Genomic DNA, 15,695 nt, shown 5'->3' with positions numbered 1-15,695 from the left:
GCTCAGCCGACGAGGGAGGCGCCGCCGAAGAGCAGGCCTCCGGTCGGTCGCGCGGTGACGCCGCTCACGGCGTCCGAGACCACCATGATGTTCGGCGTCTGCCCGAACGGGAGGGTGAACGCCTGCTCGAGCAGGTAGGTCGACAGCGCCTCGACGGCCGACGCGGTCTCGGCCTCGTCGCGTGCGGCCCGGAGATCGTCGCGCAAGCGCTCGTACTCGTCGTTCCAGAAGCCGGACGGGTTGCCCTCGCGCAGCGACGGCAACGAGTCGAGCATGGTGGCCGCGCTCAGGCCCACCTGACCGTGGCCGAGCACGAACGCGGCACCGAGCTCCCCGTTCGTCTGCTTCTGATCGAACTCGGCGACGCTCAGCGCGACCGATTGCGGTTCGAGGCCCACCGCCTCGAGGTTGTTCTGCACGATTTCGTACACCGCCGTCTGCGTCGGGAGAGCGGGGTAAGAGATCGGGACGACAGCGCCTGTCGCTCCGGCGGCGTCGATCAGCTGCTTCGCCTTGTCCGAGTCGTAGGTGAAGTGGTTCGCCAGCTCCGGCGTGTAGCCAGGCGTGCTCGGCGACCAGAACAGGTCGGTCGAGATGGCGCCGTCGCCGAGCGCCTGGTCGAGGATGCGCTCGCGGTCGATCGCGTAACCGATCGCCTGCCGCACCTCCGGGTTGTCGAACGGGGGCACGGTCACGTTCAGGCCCAACACCGGGATCCCGCCTCCGCTGGTGAGAGAGGTGTACCCCGGGCCCGCGAGGAGTGAGGAGATGTCGGTGGCGCTGAGATTCGCCCCGATCTGGGCCCGGCCGCTGCGTAGCGCGGACACCATCGCGGTCGGATCCGTGATGACCTCGAACTCGATCCCGTCGAGGTGGCCGACGTCCGCGTCGCGGTAGTCCGCATAGCGGGTGAGCGTGATCGAACTGCCAGGGGTCCAGCCGGCGAACTCGTACGGGCCGGTGCCGATGATCTGCGAGCCGTCCGCCAAGCCGGCGAAGGTCTCCGCGTCGAGGATGTACACCTGCGACAGGAGGTCGAACAGGCTCGACCCGAGCGGGGTCGTGAACACGATGTCGAGGGTGGCCTCGTCCACGACCGTGATCGACTCGAAGCTGCGCGCGATGAAGCCGACCTGCGCGGCCATCTCGGGGTCGGCCGCCTTCTCGAGCGAGAACTTGACGTCCTCGGCGGTCATCGGGCGTCCTGTGTGGAACGTGACGTCCGGCTGCAGGTGCAGCCGCACGGACATCCCGTCGGCGGCGACTTCCCAGCTCGACGCGAGCAGCGGCTCGGGCGTCAGGGTCGACGGATCCATCAGCACGAGCGTCTCGAAGACGCTCGGCGCCCAGGTCAGGTTGCCCGCCCGGATCGCGAGGATGACGCCCGGCTGAGCGTCGACCGGCTGGGCGACGACGAGCTGGCCGCCGCGCACCGGCGTCGGGCTGGCGGAGTCGGCGGCGGGGTCGCTACTGCTGCATGCGGCCGGCGCGAGTGCGATCGTGGCGACAAGGGCGCACGTCGCGAGTGACTTCTTGCTCCACATTGCTTCTCTCACTTCCTTGCCGAGATGGAGGTAGAGCGGTGCGGGTAGCGGGTCAGGCGGACGCGGGATCGTCGTCGATCTCGAGGGTCTTGATGAGCTGCTCGAGCCAGCCGATCCACGCGTCGAGCGCCTGCGCGCCGTGGATGTGCAGGGAACCGGTCGTGAAGCCGAGCAGGTCGAGGTCGACCTCGGGACGCGGGTCGAGCGGCACAACCGCGCGGTCCTGTCCGCGGCGGCGGCGCACCTGTTCGCGCCGCGCGCGCAGCTCGACGCGGGCGAGGGCGAGGGCGTGCTCCCGGCCGAGCATTCCGGCGAAGCGGAGCCTCAGGTTGAACTCGGGGTCCTGGAACGCGAGCGGCGGCTGGTACGGCGAGGCCGCCCAATCCTGCAGGCTGTGGATTCCAGCATCGGTGATCCGGTAGAGCTTCGCGTCGGGCGCGCCGCCACGCGGGTCGATCTCGTACTCGACCCAGCCGGCATCGTGCATCCGGGCGAGCTCCCGATAGACCTGGCTCTGGTGGCGGGCAAGGCCGAGGTAGCGGCCCTCCTCATCGATCCACTTCTTGATGTCGTAGCCACTCATCCGTCGCACAGCGAGCAGCCCCAGTAGTGGCCTGGAGAGATCCATCCGTACTCCTCGGCGAAGATCTATGTGCAAATGCAGATATGCACCGTAGCCGAGAAGCCCTCCCTACGTCTACGTTCACGAAAAGCTTGGGCATCCTGCCCTCATTAATATGTGCATATGCACTGCCGCAGAGATGCCAGTTCGATGACGCGGTGAAGCATGGGCCGCTGCTGGCCGCCTGACGGGTGCGAGCCGATCGTCGCGGATCATCACCGCTCATCGTCAGTTCCGGGGGTCATCCGGGGTTCCTGGGGGTGCGGCACCTCGGGCGCCCTGCTGGTGTCGCCCTTCCGACCGAAGTAGAACCGGGCCGTCGTGAGCGGCCATGCCGCCGCCGATGAGCCCCCGGACGGGGTGCGGTGACGCCCCCAGCCGGCGACCCCGGTGCGGCCATCTCGACGGCCGCTCTCCACCCTCGTGAGCAGCAGCCCGGCGCCGGTCATCATCACCGTGCGGCCGGCGACGCGGGTGGAGAGCACCGACCCAGGATCAGCGACTTCACCGATCAGGAATCCTCCGCCACGTCGTCAGTTTCTGGTAGCCCTCTCGCACCGGTGGAAGGATTGACGACCATGACCGACGCCAGCTCGCTGGGCGCCGACGAGGCCACGTTCATCGCGGCGGTCCGCTCGAACGACCCGACGCGGTTCGCGCACATCACGGAGCGTCACCGGCGTGAGCTGCAGGTGCACTGCTACCGGATGCTCGCGAACTACGAGGACGCCCAGGACATGACGCAGGAGACGTTCCTGCGAGCGTGGAACAAGCGGGAGTCGTTCAAGGGCCACGCGGCCGTGCGGACCTGGCTGTACCGGATCGCGACGAACGCCTGCCTCGACTTCCTGAGGAAGCGCAACGACCGCGCACCCGTGCCGTCCGAGTTGCCGGACCCCGGCGCCGAGCTCGGGTACCTGCAGCCGTACCCCGACCGGATGCTCCCCGAGGACCCGCAGGAATCGGTGGTGGCGCGGGAGACGATCGAGCTCGCGTTCATCGTCGCCGTCCAGCACCTGCCGCCGCGGCAGCGGGCCGCGTTCATCCTGCGCGACGTCCTCGGCTGGCCGGCGTCGAAAGCCGCCGACGCCCTCGAGCTGACCGTCGCATCGGTGACCAGCGCCCTGCAGCGGGCGCGCGTGACGATGCGCGAGCAGCTGCCCGGCCGCCGCCTCGACTGGCGCAGCCCCGCCACCCACGAGCTGTCGAACGACGAGCGCGGCGCGGTGAGGTCGTACATCGACGCCCATGAGCGGAACGACCTCGACGGGCTGACCTCCCTGCTGCGCGCCGACCTGCGCTTCGCGATGCTGCCCGACCCGGGCACCGTGACCACGACGGCCGAGGACGCGGTGGACGGCTGGGTCTCCGGTGGGCTCTTCCAGCCCGGCCGCGACGACTGGCGCGGTATCAGCACGACGGTCAACCGCATGCCCGCCGCCGCGCTGTACCTGCGCACCCCCGACGATCCGGAGTACCGGCTGTTCGCCGTCGCGGTCCTGCACATCGCCGACGGGAAGATCGCCGAGCTCACCGGATTCGACGCCACCGACAAACCATGGCTGGACCTGCCGCCGACGCTGTGATCGGACGAGCGCTCATCGCCTCGTCTCGTAGCGGCTGAGCACCACGCCGCCGGGGAACGTCCGGGTCTCCACCAGGGCCAGGTTCACCCAGCTGTCCAGCGCGGTGAAGAACGGCGTGCCGCCGCCCACCAGGACCGGATGGGTGACGACCACGTACTCGTCGATCAGCCCGGCCCGCATGGCCGCCGCGGCGAGTGTGGCGCCGCCGACGTCCATCGGGCCGTCGCCCTCGGCCTTGAGCCTGGTGATCTCGGCGACCGCGTCGCCGGTGACCAGGCGGGCGTTCCAGTCGACGGTGCTGATCGTGGAGGAGAACACCACCTTCGGCATGTCCCGCCAGCGGCCGGCGAACTCGATCTCCGCCGGTGTGGCGCCCGGCTGCTGGTCGGCGGTCGGCCAGGCGGAGCTCATCACCTCCCACAGCTTGCGCCCGTACAGCGACAGGCCCGTCGCCGCCACCCGGTCGGACCAGAACTGGAACAGCTCGTCGCTCGACGACGAGTCCGGCCCATCACCCCCACTCCAGCCGAGGTCATCGCCGGGCGCGGCGATGTAGCCGTCCACGGTCACGTTCATGGCAAAGGTCAGTTTCCGCATGGCGTCAGCCTTCCGTCAGTTGATTTCACACGTACCGACGAGCGCGGCGCGGAAACCTGATCGGTGCGCGATCTACGTCCGCAGGGAGCGGCCCGGCAAAAAGTGTGGCCTCTGCTGGCCGCCTGGATCACACAGGCCACTGACCTGGTGTGGGGTGGGCCCCCAGGGAATCGAAACCTGAACCCGCGGATTAAAAGGCCGCATGACAGCGCCTCATCTGACCTCTACCAGCGACGATGGTTTCAACCGACGCCCCTCAGGAATGCTTGATCCACACGAGACACCGTCAGTTCGTGCCACGAACCATGCCACGCGACCGCGTCCGCACAGGACCGAAACCATCGGCTAACCAGTGACACAACCCGGGCGCCGCACGACCGGCGCCGATCACGTGGCGTCGACAGCTTCCACTTACGAAGCTCGGCCGTCTAACGACGGCGCAGTAGCCACGATAACCTCGGCGAGCCCCCTATCCGGGCGAGCAAGTCGTCTGGGCGCTGGTCGAGGTCCAGAACGTGGCAGCTGATCCGGACGTCGCACCTCGCACCTCGTGCACCTGACCGACTTCATTTCCCGCGGCGTAGACGAGATGGCCGTGGTCTGAGACCCAGCCCCGTGCAGTAGGCGAGCAGTTGGTAGAGGTCGGCTTCTGGGAACCGGCGGGCCTCTCGGCCTCGTACTTGGCGTCGGCCAACACGCGATCAACGCCTTGATGACACCAGATCAGGTCCGGTCTGATGCTCACGTGGCCATGCTCGTCTAACGTCATTCCGGTCCGCTGTAGGGAGCTGGTTCCGCCGTAGGGCCGGAACGCTTCCTTGAGCGCAATGCCTCTGAGACCTGGCGGGGCAGCGATCTGTTCGTCGGGCAGGCGGAGCAGCGGGTCGGGTACGTCTGCGTCTACGGAGCTAGTAGGCCAGCAACGAGGACCAGTGTCTACTAGTCCCCGATACCCAAACCCTCCCCCGTGATGATCGATCGCAATCCAGAGTCCAAAGGTCGCCGCCTACGCGAGCCGGATTCGTTGCCACGTACTCGAAGGTGTGCGATATTCGCACTATGGCGGGTGGCGTGGAGAGCTGGGAGCAGGTGGGCCTTCGGGTTCGCGAGGCGCGGATCGCGGCTGGGCTCAGCCAGGTCCAGCTCGCGGGCCTGCTGGGCGTTGACCGCTCTGCTCTCGTGCGCATCGAGAGTGGACAGCGTCAGGTCTCTGCGTTGGAGCTCTTCCGGCTGTCGGATCACCTCGGGGTGCCGCCGACTCACTTCGTCTCTGCGCCGACTCCTGCCATCGTGTCGCAACGGATGGATCTCGATGAAGCCGCTCAACCTGCGGCGCGCGACCGGTTCCGCTTGGACGCTGTCCTCGAGGCTCATGCACGTGACGCCGATTTCCTACGGGCTTGCGGCCTTCTCCACGACGGCATCCGGCTGTCACCAGAACCGGTGGCGAGCATCGCCGATGCCCAAGTCTTGGCAGCGTCAGCGCGGGTTGCCATCGCCCATGACGATGGACCCTTGCCGGGCATGGCGTCGATAGCCGAGTCCTTCGGGCTCTACATCCTTGTGGCAGCACTACCTGGCGAGGGTGCGTCACTGCGCCTAGACGACCGTTTCGGCGTTGCGATCGTCGGCGCTGGCGCTCCGGCGGGTCGGCGCCGATTCACCGCCGCTCACGAACTCGGCCATCATTTGCTCGGCGACGAGTATCAATCAGACATCGGTGTCGCGGCCAGCCGTGATGAACGTGAGCGCCTCATCGACGCGTTCGCAGCGGCCTTCCTGCTGCCAGAGGCAGTCGCCATCAGCCGCTGGACGCATCTAGGGGGTTCAGAGCGCGACCGGTTGATTCAGCTCGCCGCCGAATTCCGTGTGTCCTGGAGCGTCGCCGTGAAGGTGGCCCAGCATGCTGGCCTCATCGCTCCTCAGCAGGCTGGCAAGCTGCGTTCTGAGACCCCGCAGCGAGGCGACTTCTTGGCGATCTGCGGTGCGGAGCCGGCAGAAGACTTGCGCGCAGGAGAGACGGGCCCGGCATGGCGTCGGGCCGTGCTAGCCGCGTACCACGATGGCACGGTGACGCCGGCCCGAGCCATCGAACTGTTGCATGGTGCGCTCGACGAGTCCGATCTGCCCGACCGCCGGGACGACGCGTTGCAATGACCGACCTCGTCTGGGACACGTCGCCGATCCTCCATGCCGGCCGCATTGATCGACTTGATGTCCTGGGCGACATCGCGTCGGGCTGGAAGAACGTGACAACCGCCGCCGTCATCGAGGAGTTGGAGACCGAGGGCGTCGCCTTGCCCGGCTGGCTGGATGTCGTCCACGTCGATGGCCTGGCAGAACTCGTCGCTCTGGGATCCTGGCTTCAGCGTGTCTCAGCCGGCGCGCGCAATCGGGGCGAAGCCACCGTGCTGGCGTGGGCGGAGGTACACGGGGCCATTCCGATCATCGATGATCGGAATGCGCGTGCGGCGGCGCAACGTGGAGGCCTCGACGCCCACGGCCTGCTCTGGGTAGTCGCCGCAGCCGTCAAGAGCGACCGAATCACGAGGCCAGCCGCGAGCGGATTTGTGGACGCCATGCTCGCTTCAGGCGCGCGGTATCCCTTCGAGCCAGGCGGCTTCGTCGACTGGGCAACCGAACATTCGCTCCTGTAGCAGCCGTTTGCCCTGGTCAGATCGGTGGGCCCCCAGGGGACCGAACCCTGAACCCGCGGATCAATGAGACGCATGACACCGTCTGCTGCGGCCCTGAGCAGCAACAATGGTCTCGCCAAGGCCCTCTGGAGGTACCCCAGCAACACGGGCCGCCAGGAGTTGATGCCACGGTGCGTGCCACGGCTGCTGGCAGATCCGTCGCGATCGCGAGAGATCGTGACAGGGCTGGGCGTGAGGTGGCCAGGTTCAGTGACGTACCGTGAACCGAAGATGCAGCACGCGGTCACCCTGGATGACCACGTGTGGGTCGTCGAGCAGGTGTTGTCGGTCGATGTCTCCGAAGTAGCGCCTACCCGACCCGAAGACCACGGGCACGACGTCCATCGCCACCTCGTCGACGAGTCCGGCGGCGAGGGCTTGGCCTCCGACCATCCCGGCGTTCACGATGACGGTCCGGTCGCCCGCCAGCTCCTTCGCCGTGGCGACGGCCGTGGTCACGTCGTCGACGAAGTGGTAGGACGCCTCGGGATGCCATCCGTTCGGTTTGGGCCGGTGGGACACGACGACCACGTGGTCGCCTGCGGGTGGCTGACCTTCCCAACCGTTCACGAGGTCGAACAGGCGCCGACCCATGATGCTGGCGCCGATGCCTTCCCACATGGGTCCGACGTATTCCGCCGAGGCACCGGACACTTTGAACTCGACTCCGGCGCCGGAGTGGTCGAACTTCTCGGGCCCGTCGGGCCTCTGGTTGTTGGGCGGCGTGATGGGGGTGTCTCCGCTGAAGTACCACTCATGCAGTGGCCCGACGTCGTCGTTCTGGTCGGCGATGAACCCGTCGAGCGACACCACGTTGTGCATGATCACTTTGCCCACAGGATCTCCTTCGGCTGAAACACGCTCAGCGCTGATGCTGCCAAGGACGTGTCGTCTCGTCTTGTAGAAAATCACTCGGCGGGCATCGGCCCGTTGTCCGGAGGGAAGCCCTTGTCAGCGGGGTGCTGGCGCCGAAGAGCCACGTACGCCGTCGGGGTGAGACCGGTGAACTCCTTGAACTCCTTGGTGAAATGAGCCTGGTCGAAGAAGCCCGCGGAACCAGCCAGGTCCGACCAGTCGACCTGACGTCGGGCATCGATCGAGAGGATCAGCCGCGCGAAGCGATAGATCCGCGCCACCCGCTTCGGACCGAGCCCGGTGTGGAACTTGAACTGAGCGGCCAGCTGATTGCCGCTGACCCCGGCGTCCTTGGTCAGCGCCCCGATCGAGACGTTGCCCCAAGCGGCCTCCACGCACCCAGCCGTCTGAGCGACCAGTTGGAGTCCACGCGAGGGTACGGCGACGAGCCGAGAGCGCAGCTCGTCCTCGAGCACCTGCAAGGCCTCGCCGACGGTCTTGACGGCAGCGATCCGGCCGCGGATCCGGTCGACGGACCGGCCCCACACCCCATCGACCGGGACACACCGATCCCGCAACTCAGTGGACGGCAGGTCGACGAAGGGTGACAGGCCCCACGGCTTGAAGTGCACCCCGACCATCCGCGCCGGGGACGGGAACTCGATCACGAAGCGTCGGGTCCGCATCCCCATGAACCAGCCGTCCTCGAACACCATCGGTGGCACGGCCGCGTCCGCGTCGTAGAGACGCACAGGCCCACCCATGGTGATGAACAAGTGCGCGGACGGCATCGGTGGGACGTTGAGTCGAGGGTGCCGCGGCACCCCGCTCAGGCAATAGATGTCGTCGATGAGCCCGTCCAGCGGCGGCGCGGGCACGCGGCTCGTGTACTCCACGAGGCCATTCTCCCGTGCTCGATCCAGGCCACGCCTGGACAGTCATTGCCGCGGAACCCGGGGGAAGTGGTCGATCGTCGCACCTGCCGGCTGCGTGGTAGATCAGTTCACGTCATGGGTCGTGTGGATGGCGACATCGTCTCCGGACTGACGTGCAGCGTCAGCCGATCGAGCAGGCCGACGTCGGAATCACGCATGACGCCGGGCCCTGCCGGTCGCGGCTCGAGGCTCCGCTGCTCAGGTGTTGGGGATTGCGCAAGAGCCGATACCAGCTGTCGAACAGAGGACCGGCGGACCATCGCGTGGCATGAACTCGTGTCCACCAGGGTGACCAGAGTGAGCAAATCGGTGGCGCCAGCCGATACCGTCGCAGCTCAGCGGTGGGCCCCCAGGGGATCGAACCCTGAACCCGCGGATTAAAAGTCCGCTGCTCTGCCAGTTGAGCTAGAGGCCCCGCGGACAGGCTACCCAGTACCCACGCCACCGGCCGAACCGGCGCGGGCGCGCTGGCCGGCCGAACTATCCGGCGCCGCTGACAGAACGCTGACGGTACCTGGCGGAAAAACGTGCGGACTCTGTCAGTGTGCGCGAGTTGAATGGGTCTTCCACACCGGACGGGCACACCTTCCGCCCCGGCGTGGTGACCACGAAGGAGAACGCCCTCATGACCACGCTCGACGTCTCCGCAGTTCGTACTCGCTTCACCGGCCAGGTCGTCGCTCCCGGCGACGACGGCTACGACGGCGCACGTGCGCTGTTCTACGGCGGCCACGACCCCCGGCCCGCCGTCGTCATCCGCCCGGCCGATCCCGCCGAGGTGGCCTCCGTCGTCAGGCTGGCCCAAGAGACCGGCCTCGAACTCTCCGTCCGCTGCGGCGGGCACAGCCCCGTCGGCCACAGCGTGGTCGACGGGGGCATCGTCCTCGACCTCACCCACCTGCGCGCCATCGCCGTCGACGTCGAGGAGCGGACGGTGTGGGCGCAGGCCGGGTTGACGGCGGGCGACGTCACGAAGGCGGTGGCCGAGCACGGGCTGGCCGTCGGCTTCGGCGACACCGGCACCGTCGGCATCGGCGGCATCACCACCGGCGGCGGCGTCGGCTTCCTGTCCCGCAAGTACGGCATGACCATCGACAACGTGCTCGCCGCCGAGGTCGTCACCGCCGACGGCCAGATCCTGCAGGTCGACGACACCCACCACCCCGACCTCTTCTGGGCCATCCGGGGCGGCGGCGGCAACTTCGGAGTCGTCACCCGGTTCAAGTACCAGCTGCACGAGGTGCCCGGCGTCGTCGGCGGCATGATCCTGCTCCCGGCCACGCCCGAGGTCATCCACGGCTTCCTCCGCGAGGCCGCCGCGGCGCCGGAGGAACTGTCCGTCATCGTCAACGTCATGCCGGCGCCGCCGATGCCGTTCATCCCGGCCGACCACCACGGCACCATGGTGGTCATGGGGCTGGTCTGCTACGCGGGCCCGGCCGAGGAGGGCGAGAAGGTGCTGGCGCCCATCCGCGCGCTGGCCGAGCCCATCGCCGACTTCGTCCGCCCCATCACCTACGCCGAGATGTTCATGGAGGAAGGCGGCGACGACGAGTACCACCCCACCGCCACCGCCCGCACCATGTACGCCGACGAGCTCGACCTCGGCCGCGTCACCCAGATCGTCGAGCAGTTGCGCACGGCGCCGGCGCCCATGCGGGTCGCGCAGTTCCGGCCGCTCGGCGGCGCCATCGACCGCGTCTCGGCCGACGCCACGGCGTACGCGCACCGCGGCCGGGCGTTCATGGTCAACGTCGCCTCGTTCCTCGACGGCGCCGACACCAGGGCCGAGCGGGAGCAGTGGGTCCTCGACACCTCCGCCGTCGCCGAGAACGGCGGTCCCGGCGCCTACGTCAACTTCCTCGCCGACGACGGCGCGGCGCGGGCGCGCGAGGCCTACCCGGGCGCCACCTGGGAGCGGCTCGTACGGGTGAAGCAGCAGTACGACCCCGGCAACCTGTTCCGCCGCAACGTCAACATCCCGCCGGCGAACTGAATCGCGGCTGGGGTGGCCGGCCGCGACCGGCCACCCCAGCCGTGCGAGCCCGTCAGCGGGCGAGGTTCAGTTCGGCGAGCATCGACGCTCCCGCCGAGGCGGTGATGACGATCTTGACGTGCCCGGCCGTCGTGCGATCGATCTCGGCCCACGCGATCTCGCCGGCCACCGAGACGTGCCCGGTGCGCACGTCGACCGGCTCGCCCCAGTCGACGCCGTCGTCGGAGAGGTAGACCGAGGCGGTCTCGGCGTAGCCGGGCTTGAGGTTCAGCCCGATCCACGAGATCCGCTGCGGCTCGGCGAAGCTGAGGGTGAAGTGCCGCGGCGCCTCGGGGGTGGCGACGGGGCCGAGCGAGGAGTACCAGTACTCGGCCACGCCGTCGACCGCGCCGCCCGGCTGGGCGGTCGGATGGTTCTGGTGGCTGCTGGTGAGGTCGGTCGTGAAGGTGGCCTCGCCGGCGGCGACCATGGCGGGCAGGTCCAGGACGGCGTCCGGCGCGGGCACGTCGGGCTTCGGCGTCTGGATGCCGAGGTAGTCGCCGAGGGAGCTGAACGTCCCGACCACGGCGTGGATGTTGGTGTCGTAGCTGACCGTCAGGAACCGGCCGCCCCGCACGATCGCGGTGCTCGGGTCGCCCTGGTCCACGTTCTGCTGCGACATGTACAGCAGGACGGGGTCGGTGTCGGTCCACGCCTGGTCCTGGCGGCGCAGCCGGCCCACGATCGGCTCGTTCGAGCCGTAGTCCCGCCCGCCGTAGGTGAGCAGCACCCTGCCACCCGGCAGCGTCATCAGGTCCGGGGCCTGCATGCTCCACGGCACCTTGCTCGCGACGCTCCAGGTGCGGCCGCCGTCATAGGAGTCGCTGACGTAGCCCGGGCGGATCACCGCCGTCACGTGCCCGCCGGGGAGGACGGCCAGCTCGGTCTCGGACAGCCCGACGCCCGGCTCCGCCGGCAGCATGACCTCGTTCTCCAGCGGCCAGGTGCGCCCGCCGTCGGTGCTGCGCACGACGCTGGCGCGGCCGAGCGTGGCGTCCGGGCGCGTCCCGTACAGCGGGATCAGCAGGTCGCCGTCGTCCAGTTCGACGACCTCACCGGACTCCGCCGCCCAGCCCAGGTTGTAGGCGCCGCTGCGCGGGCCGCACCCGCAGCTCATCGACGACTCCACCAACGCCGGTTCCGACCAGGTCTGCCCGCCGTCCTCGGAGCGCACCACGTAGGTGCCTCGAATCGTCCCGGCCGCCTCGGGATAGCCGGTCCAGTCGGTCTGGAACCAGGTGATCACGATGGTCCCGTCGCGCAGCTGCGTGATCTGCGCGTCGCGGTCGTCGTACGACGTGTCGATCACGACCCGCGGCTCGGACCACGTCGACCCGCCGTCGGTGCTCTCCGTCCAGCGCACCTGCCCGTCGTGATCGCCTCCGGGGATCCCGGCGGAGTGCTCGTTGTTCCAGTAGTAGACGGTGACCAGCCGGCCGTCGTCGAGGTGCACGAGCTCGGGGAAGAACGGCTTCCGGTCGCCCTCGGGCGTCGCGATGAGCACGTCGGGCTGGGTGGGGTCGTCCGGGCCGGCGCCCGCGGGCGCTCCGGCGAGGCCGCTGACGACGAGGGCCGAACCCGCGATCAGGGCGCCGAGCAAGCCCTTGCGGAGGTTCCGGGGAGATCTGGTCATGACTGCTCCTTTCGATGCGTGGCCGTGCGGCACTGCCGTTCGAGAGAGCTGCTGACGCAATGGCGGAACTCAACCTGGCATAGCGTTCCGTGTCAAGAGTTCGACGGGGTGAGCGGCGCATCAGCCGTGGACAGGCATTGACATGGAACATCATTTTGCGCTTTCTTCGACGCAACGCGACGCCGGCCCGATCCCAGTGGAGTGATCAGATGAGGCTGGCCGCTCCCGCCGCACTGGCCGCCGCGTCCGCCGTCATCGGCGCCGCGCTGACCCTGGCCCTGGAGCCCGCCGACCCCGCCGGGCCGGGCGCCGCCGCCCCACCGGGCCCTTCGGTGCCGCATCGGCCGTCCTGACGAGCGACGCCGCCGCCCTGGCGCCGGGCGGCACGCTGCGGGTCGAGATCCTCGACGCCGACGGCGAGCCGATCCCCGGCTTCACGCTGGACGAGAGCCGCAAGGTCATGGGCGACCGGACCGACCACCGCATCCGCTGGGCCGGCGCCCACGACCTCAGCGCCCTGCCGTTCCGCAGTGGCAGCGAGCCTCCGCCGGTGCCGTCAGAGGCTGACGCGGTCCCGGGTGCGGCGGCGCCAGTCGCGGGCGTACGGGCTGAGCTCGTCGTCGCGGTGGACGTCGGCGACGGCGACGGCGGGCGTGCCGTCGGGCGGGCAGCTGGCGGACCAGCCGCCGCGCGGGCCGATGATCCCGGCGTGCGGGCCCGTCGCGTCGGCGGGGACCGCGAGGCTGATCCAGTAGCTGTTCGCCGCCGCGTAGCCGCGGGCCTCGGTCGTGACGGTCTCGCGGCCGGGCACGCCGCCGGTCTCGTACGACACCAGGACGCCGTCGACGTCGAGGCGCTCGTACTCGGTGAACAGCTCCGGGAAGTGCACGTCCATCCCGAGCGCGAGCCCGAGCCGGTACCCGTCGACGCTGACGGTGACGGGTGCGGCGCCGGGGTCGTACAGGTAGCTGAGCTTGGTGTTCGAGAGCGTCCGCTCGTCGTACCGGGCCACCACGGCACCCTCGTCGGACACGACGTAGAGGCTGTTGTGCGGACGTGACGGCGCCGGGCGGCGGTGCGGCGCGGCGAGCACCGTCCAGATCGCCAGCTCACCCGCCAGCCGCGCGACCTGGCCGAGCTCGTCCTCGAGCACCGTCCACGCGGCCCGGCTCCAGTCCGCCGGCCCCGCCTCGTCCGGGCCCAGCTCGGACAGGGCGTACTTGTCCGGGAAGCAGATCGCCCCCTCGGTGAAGTGCACCAGCCGCGCGCCCGCCGCGGCCGCGTCCGTCATCAGCCGGCGCACCTCGGCGCCGCTGGCACGCAGGCCGACGGCGTCGGCGGGATCGGTGCGGACGGTCGACTGCGCGACGGCGATGGGCAACGGCGCTGCCCCCGGTGGCTCGTTGGTGGACGGCGCCGAGCGGACGTGGCGCAGCGCGGCCGTGTACGACTCGCCGGTCTTGGCGGCGCGGGCACGGACCCGTCGTTTGAGGTTCCGGTCGGTTGTCATCGCTGGCCTCCCACGCACTCGCACGTGATCCCCCAGCGATCCCGTCCGAGGCGGTCGACCAGGACGAGCGGCTCGAGATCAGAAGTCCCTTTGCCTTCGGGTGCGGGGCCGGGCTGGGGCCGGCCGGCGAAGGTGAGGCGGGAGCCACGCCAGGCTCACAGCCTGACGCACCGTCTCGGACGGCGTCAACACCACGCGCCGGGTCGACGAGCCCGTCAGGCCGCCCCGCGCGCCGCGACCCAGGCGTCGTACTCGGCGTCGTCCTCGGGGGTGCGGTCGATCAACGCGACCAGCTGCGCCCGCGCCGTCGTGAGCTGCTCGATCGCCGACGTCAGGCGGTCGCGCTCGGACTCCAGCGGCGCCAGCATCGACCGGCAGCCGGGCATCAGCCCGTCGCCGGTGTCGACCATGCACGGCAGCAGGTCGGCGATCAGGTGGCTCGGCAGCCCGGCCGCGAGCAGCGAGCGCACGTGCCGCACCGCCTCGACGTCGGACGGGGCGTAGTCGCGGTAGCCGCTGGGCAGCCTGGCCGGACGCAGCAGGTTCTGCTCCCCGTAGTAGCGCAGCGCGCGTTCCGTCACGCCGGTCCGCCGCGCCAGTTCGCCGATCCGCATTCGCACCCTCCGCCGAGCTTGACCCTCACGCCAACGTGAAGGTTTAGCGTACCTGGAATGACGACATCGACGCAGGTCACCGCACTCGGGCTGGGTAACATGGGCCAGGCCCTCGCCCGAGCCTTCCTCGCCCACGGCCACCCGACGACGGTCTGGAACCGCTCCCCGGCGAAGGGCGACGCCCTGGTGGCGGCGGGCGCGCGTCGGGCCGGGAGCGTCGCCGACGCGGTCGCCGGCGCCGATCTCGTCGTGGTGTGCGTGGTCGACTACGCGGCCGCGCGACAGCTGCTCGAGCCGGCCGCCGCGGCGCTGCACGGGCGCACCGTCGTCAACCTCACCGCCGACACACCGGACGCCGCCCGAGACCTGGCCGCCTGGGCCGCCGATCACGGCGTCGACTACCTCGACGGATCGATCATGACGCCGACGATCACCATCGACACGCCGGACGCGGTGCTGATCTACAGCGGGCCGGACGACCTCTACCGCCGGCACGCGCCGACGCTGGCCGCGCTCGGCGGGACGCAGCGCCACCTCGGCGCCGACCCCGGCCGCGCCGCCGCCTTCGACGTCGCGCTGCTGGACTTCTTCTGGACGGCGGCCGCCGGCATGACGCACGCGTTCGCGCTGGCCAAGGCCGAGGGCATCGACGACGCCGAGCTCGTGCCGCTGGCCGAGGACCTGGCCGGCCTGCTGCAGGCCTCGATCGCCGAGCACGGCGAGCGGCTGGACGGGGATCGCTACCACGCCGACGTCGCGACGCTGGCGACGATCGCCGCCGGGCTGGACCACGTGGTCGCGGCGTCGGAGCGGCGCGGCCTCGACACCAGCGTCCAGCTCGCCGCGCTCGCCCAGATGCGGCGGGCCATCGACGCCGGGCACGGCGGGGACGACCACTCGGTGCTCAGCGCCGTGCTGCTCGCCGAGCGGGAGGCGGTCAGCACGGCCTGACCAGCGGCATCTTTGCGCCATTGGCGCCTACCGGCCACGCCTAGTCCTTCCGCGCCGGGCCGCGGCGATGCCAGATTGGCCGGACCGGACATCCGGCCCATCTGGGACGGACCACGT

14 protein-coding genes and 1 tRNA gene are annotated in these 15,695 nt (G+C 69.8%); 6 read left to right on the top strand and 9 right to left on the bottom strand.

Annotated elements, in window-relative coordinates:
- Positions 1 to 2 precede the first annotated feature (2 nt).
- Positions 3 to 1,544 carry an ABC transporter substrate-binding protein gene (locus BLU82_RS32700; protein ID WP_092624965.1) on the bottom strand — a complete coding sequence of 514 codons (1,542 nt, stop codon included), beginning with the start codon at positions 1,542 to 1,544 and terminating at the stop codon, positions 3 to 5.
- Positions 1,545 to 1,596: 52 nt separating this feature from the next.
- Positions 1,597 to 2,172 carry a PadR family transcriptional regulator gene (locus BLU82_RS32695; RefSeq protein ID WP_092624964.1) on the bottom strand — a complete coding sequence of 192 codons (576 nt, stop codon included), beginning with the start codon at positions 2,170 to 2,172 and terminating at the stop codon, positions 1,597 to 1,599.
- Between the two features lie 572 nt (positions 2,173 to 2,744).
- On the opposite strand from BLU82_RS32695, the gene BLU82_RS32685 reads away from it, so the two are divergent.
- On the top strand, positions 2,745 to 3,752 hold the full coding sequence (locus tag BLU82_RS32685) for an RNA polymerase subunit sigma-70 (RefSeq protein ID WP_092624962.1): 1,008 nt from the start codon (positions 2,745 to 2,747) through the stop codon (positions 3,750 to 3,752).
- A 12-nt stretch (positions 3,753 to 3,764) separates the two neighbouring features.
- Here the strand turns inward: BLU82_RS32685 and BLU82_RS32680 are convergent, their stop codons facing one another.
- Positions 3,765 to 4,349, bottom strand: a complete 585-nt coding sequence (locus BLU82_RS32680) for a dihydrofolate reductase family protein (protein ID WP_092624961.1) — start codon at positions 4,347 to 4,349, stop codon at positions 3,765 to 3,767.
- 1,071 nt (positions 4,350 to 5,420) lie between these two features.
- On the opposite strand from BLU82_RS32680, the gene BLU82_RS32675 reads away from it, so the two are divergent.
- Entirely contained in the window at positions 5,421 to 6,506 is a 1,086-nt protein-coding gene (locus tag BLU82_RS32675) for an ImmA/IrrE family metallo-endopeptidase (protein WP_172885752.1), read from the top strand.
- Complete coding sequence (locus tag BLU82_RS32670; protein WP_092624959.1) at positions 6,503 to 7,006, top strand: hypothetical protein; 504 nt, start codon at positions 6,503 to 6,505, stop codon at positions 7,004 to 7,006. The genes BLU82_RS32675 and BLU82_RS32670 overlap by 4 nt, the downstream gene beginning before the upstream one ends.
- 246 nt (positions 7,007 to 7,252) lie before the next feature.
- On the opposite strand, the gene BLU82_RS32665 is transcribed toward BLU82_RS32670, so the two are convergent.
- From BLU82_RS32665 to BLU82_RS32655, 3 genes are all read right to left on the bottom strand, one after another.
- Positions 7,253 to 7,882: a dihydrofolate reductase family protein gene (locus BLU82_RS32665; RefSeq protein WP_092624958.1), complete on the bottom strand. Its 630-nt coding sequence runs from the start codon at positions 7,880 to 7,882 to the stop codon at positions 7,253 to 7,255.
- 71 nt (positions 7,883 to 7,953) lie between these two features.
- Positions 7,954 to 8,796, bottom strand: coding sequence for a helix-turn-helix domain-containing protein (locus BLU82_RS32660; protein WP_092624957.1), 843 nt, complete (start codon positions 8,794 to 8,796; stop codon positions 7,954 to 7,956).
- A gap of 381 nt (positions 8,797 to 9,177) precedes the next feature.
- Positions 9,178 to 9,250: transfer RNA gene (locus tag BLU82_RS32655), tRNA-Lys, on the bottom strand.
- Positions 9,251 to 9,460: 210 nt separating this feature from the next.
- On the opposite strand from BLU82_RS32655, the gene BLU82_RS32650 reads away from it, so the two are divergent.
- Entirely contained in the window at positions 9,461 to 10,831 is a 1,371-nt protein-coding gene (locus tag BLU82_RS32650) for an FAD-binding oxidoreductase (RefSeq protein ID WP_092626692.1), read from the top strand.
- Between the two features lie 52 nt (positions 10,832 to 10,883).
- Here the strand turns inward: BLU82_RS32650 and BLU82_RS32645 are convergent, their stop codons facing one another.
- Positions 10,884 to 12,503, bottom strand: a complete 1,620-nt coding sequence (locus BLU82_RS32645; RefSeq protein WP_092624956.1) for an exo-alpha-sialidase — start codon at positions 12,501 to 12,503, stop codon at positions 10,884 to 10,886.
- A gap of 209 nt (positions 12,504 to 12,712) precedes the next feature.
- Between BLU82_RS32645 and BLU82_RS34600 the strand changes: the two genes are divergently transcribed.
- Complete coding sequence (locus tag BLU82_RS34600) at positions 12,713 to 12,856, top strand: hypothetical protein (RefSeq protein ID WP_157741409.1); 144 nt, start codon at positions 12,713 to 12,715, stop codon at positions 12,854 to 12,856.
- 203 nt (positions 12,857 to 13,059) lie between these two features.
- On the opposite strand, the gene BLU82_RS32635 is transcribed toward BLU82_RS34600, so the two are convergent.
- Together BLU82_RS32635 and BLU82_RS32630 are read right to left on the bottom strand one after the other, a co-directional pair.
- Positions 13,060 to 14,013: a carbon-nitrogen hydrolase family protein gene (locus tag BLU82_RS32635; protein ID WP_092624954.1), complete on the bottom strand. Its 954-nt coding sequence runs from the start codon at positions 14,011 to 14,013 to the stop codon at positions 13,060 to 13,062.
- Positions 14,014 to 14,228: 215 nt separating this feature from the next.
- Positions 14,229 to 14,627, bottom strand: coding sequence for a MerR family transcriptional regulator (locus BLU82_RS32630; RefSeq protein WP_092624953.1), 399 nt, complete (start codon positions 14,625 to 14,627; stop codon positions 14,229 to 14,231).
- Positions 14,628 to 14,684: 57 nt separating this feature from the next.
- Between BLU82_RS32630 and BLU82_RS32625 the strand changes: the two genes are divergently transcribed.
- Positions 14,685 to 15,578, top strand: a complete 894-nt coding sequence (locus BLU82_RS32625) for an NAD(P)-dependent oxidoreductase (RefSeq protein WP_092624952.1) — start codon at positions 14,685 to 14,687, stop codon at positions 15,576 to 15,578.
- Positions 15,579 to 15,695: the final 117 nt, after the last annotated feature.

This window comes from Jiangella sp. DSM 45060 (assembly GCF_900105175.1).
In the GTDB taxonomy this organism is placed as follows: Bacteria; Actinomycetota; Actinomycetes; order Jiangellales; family Jiangellaceae; genus Jiangella.
This window is presented reverse-complemented; position numbering and strand designations above follow the sequence as displayed.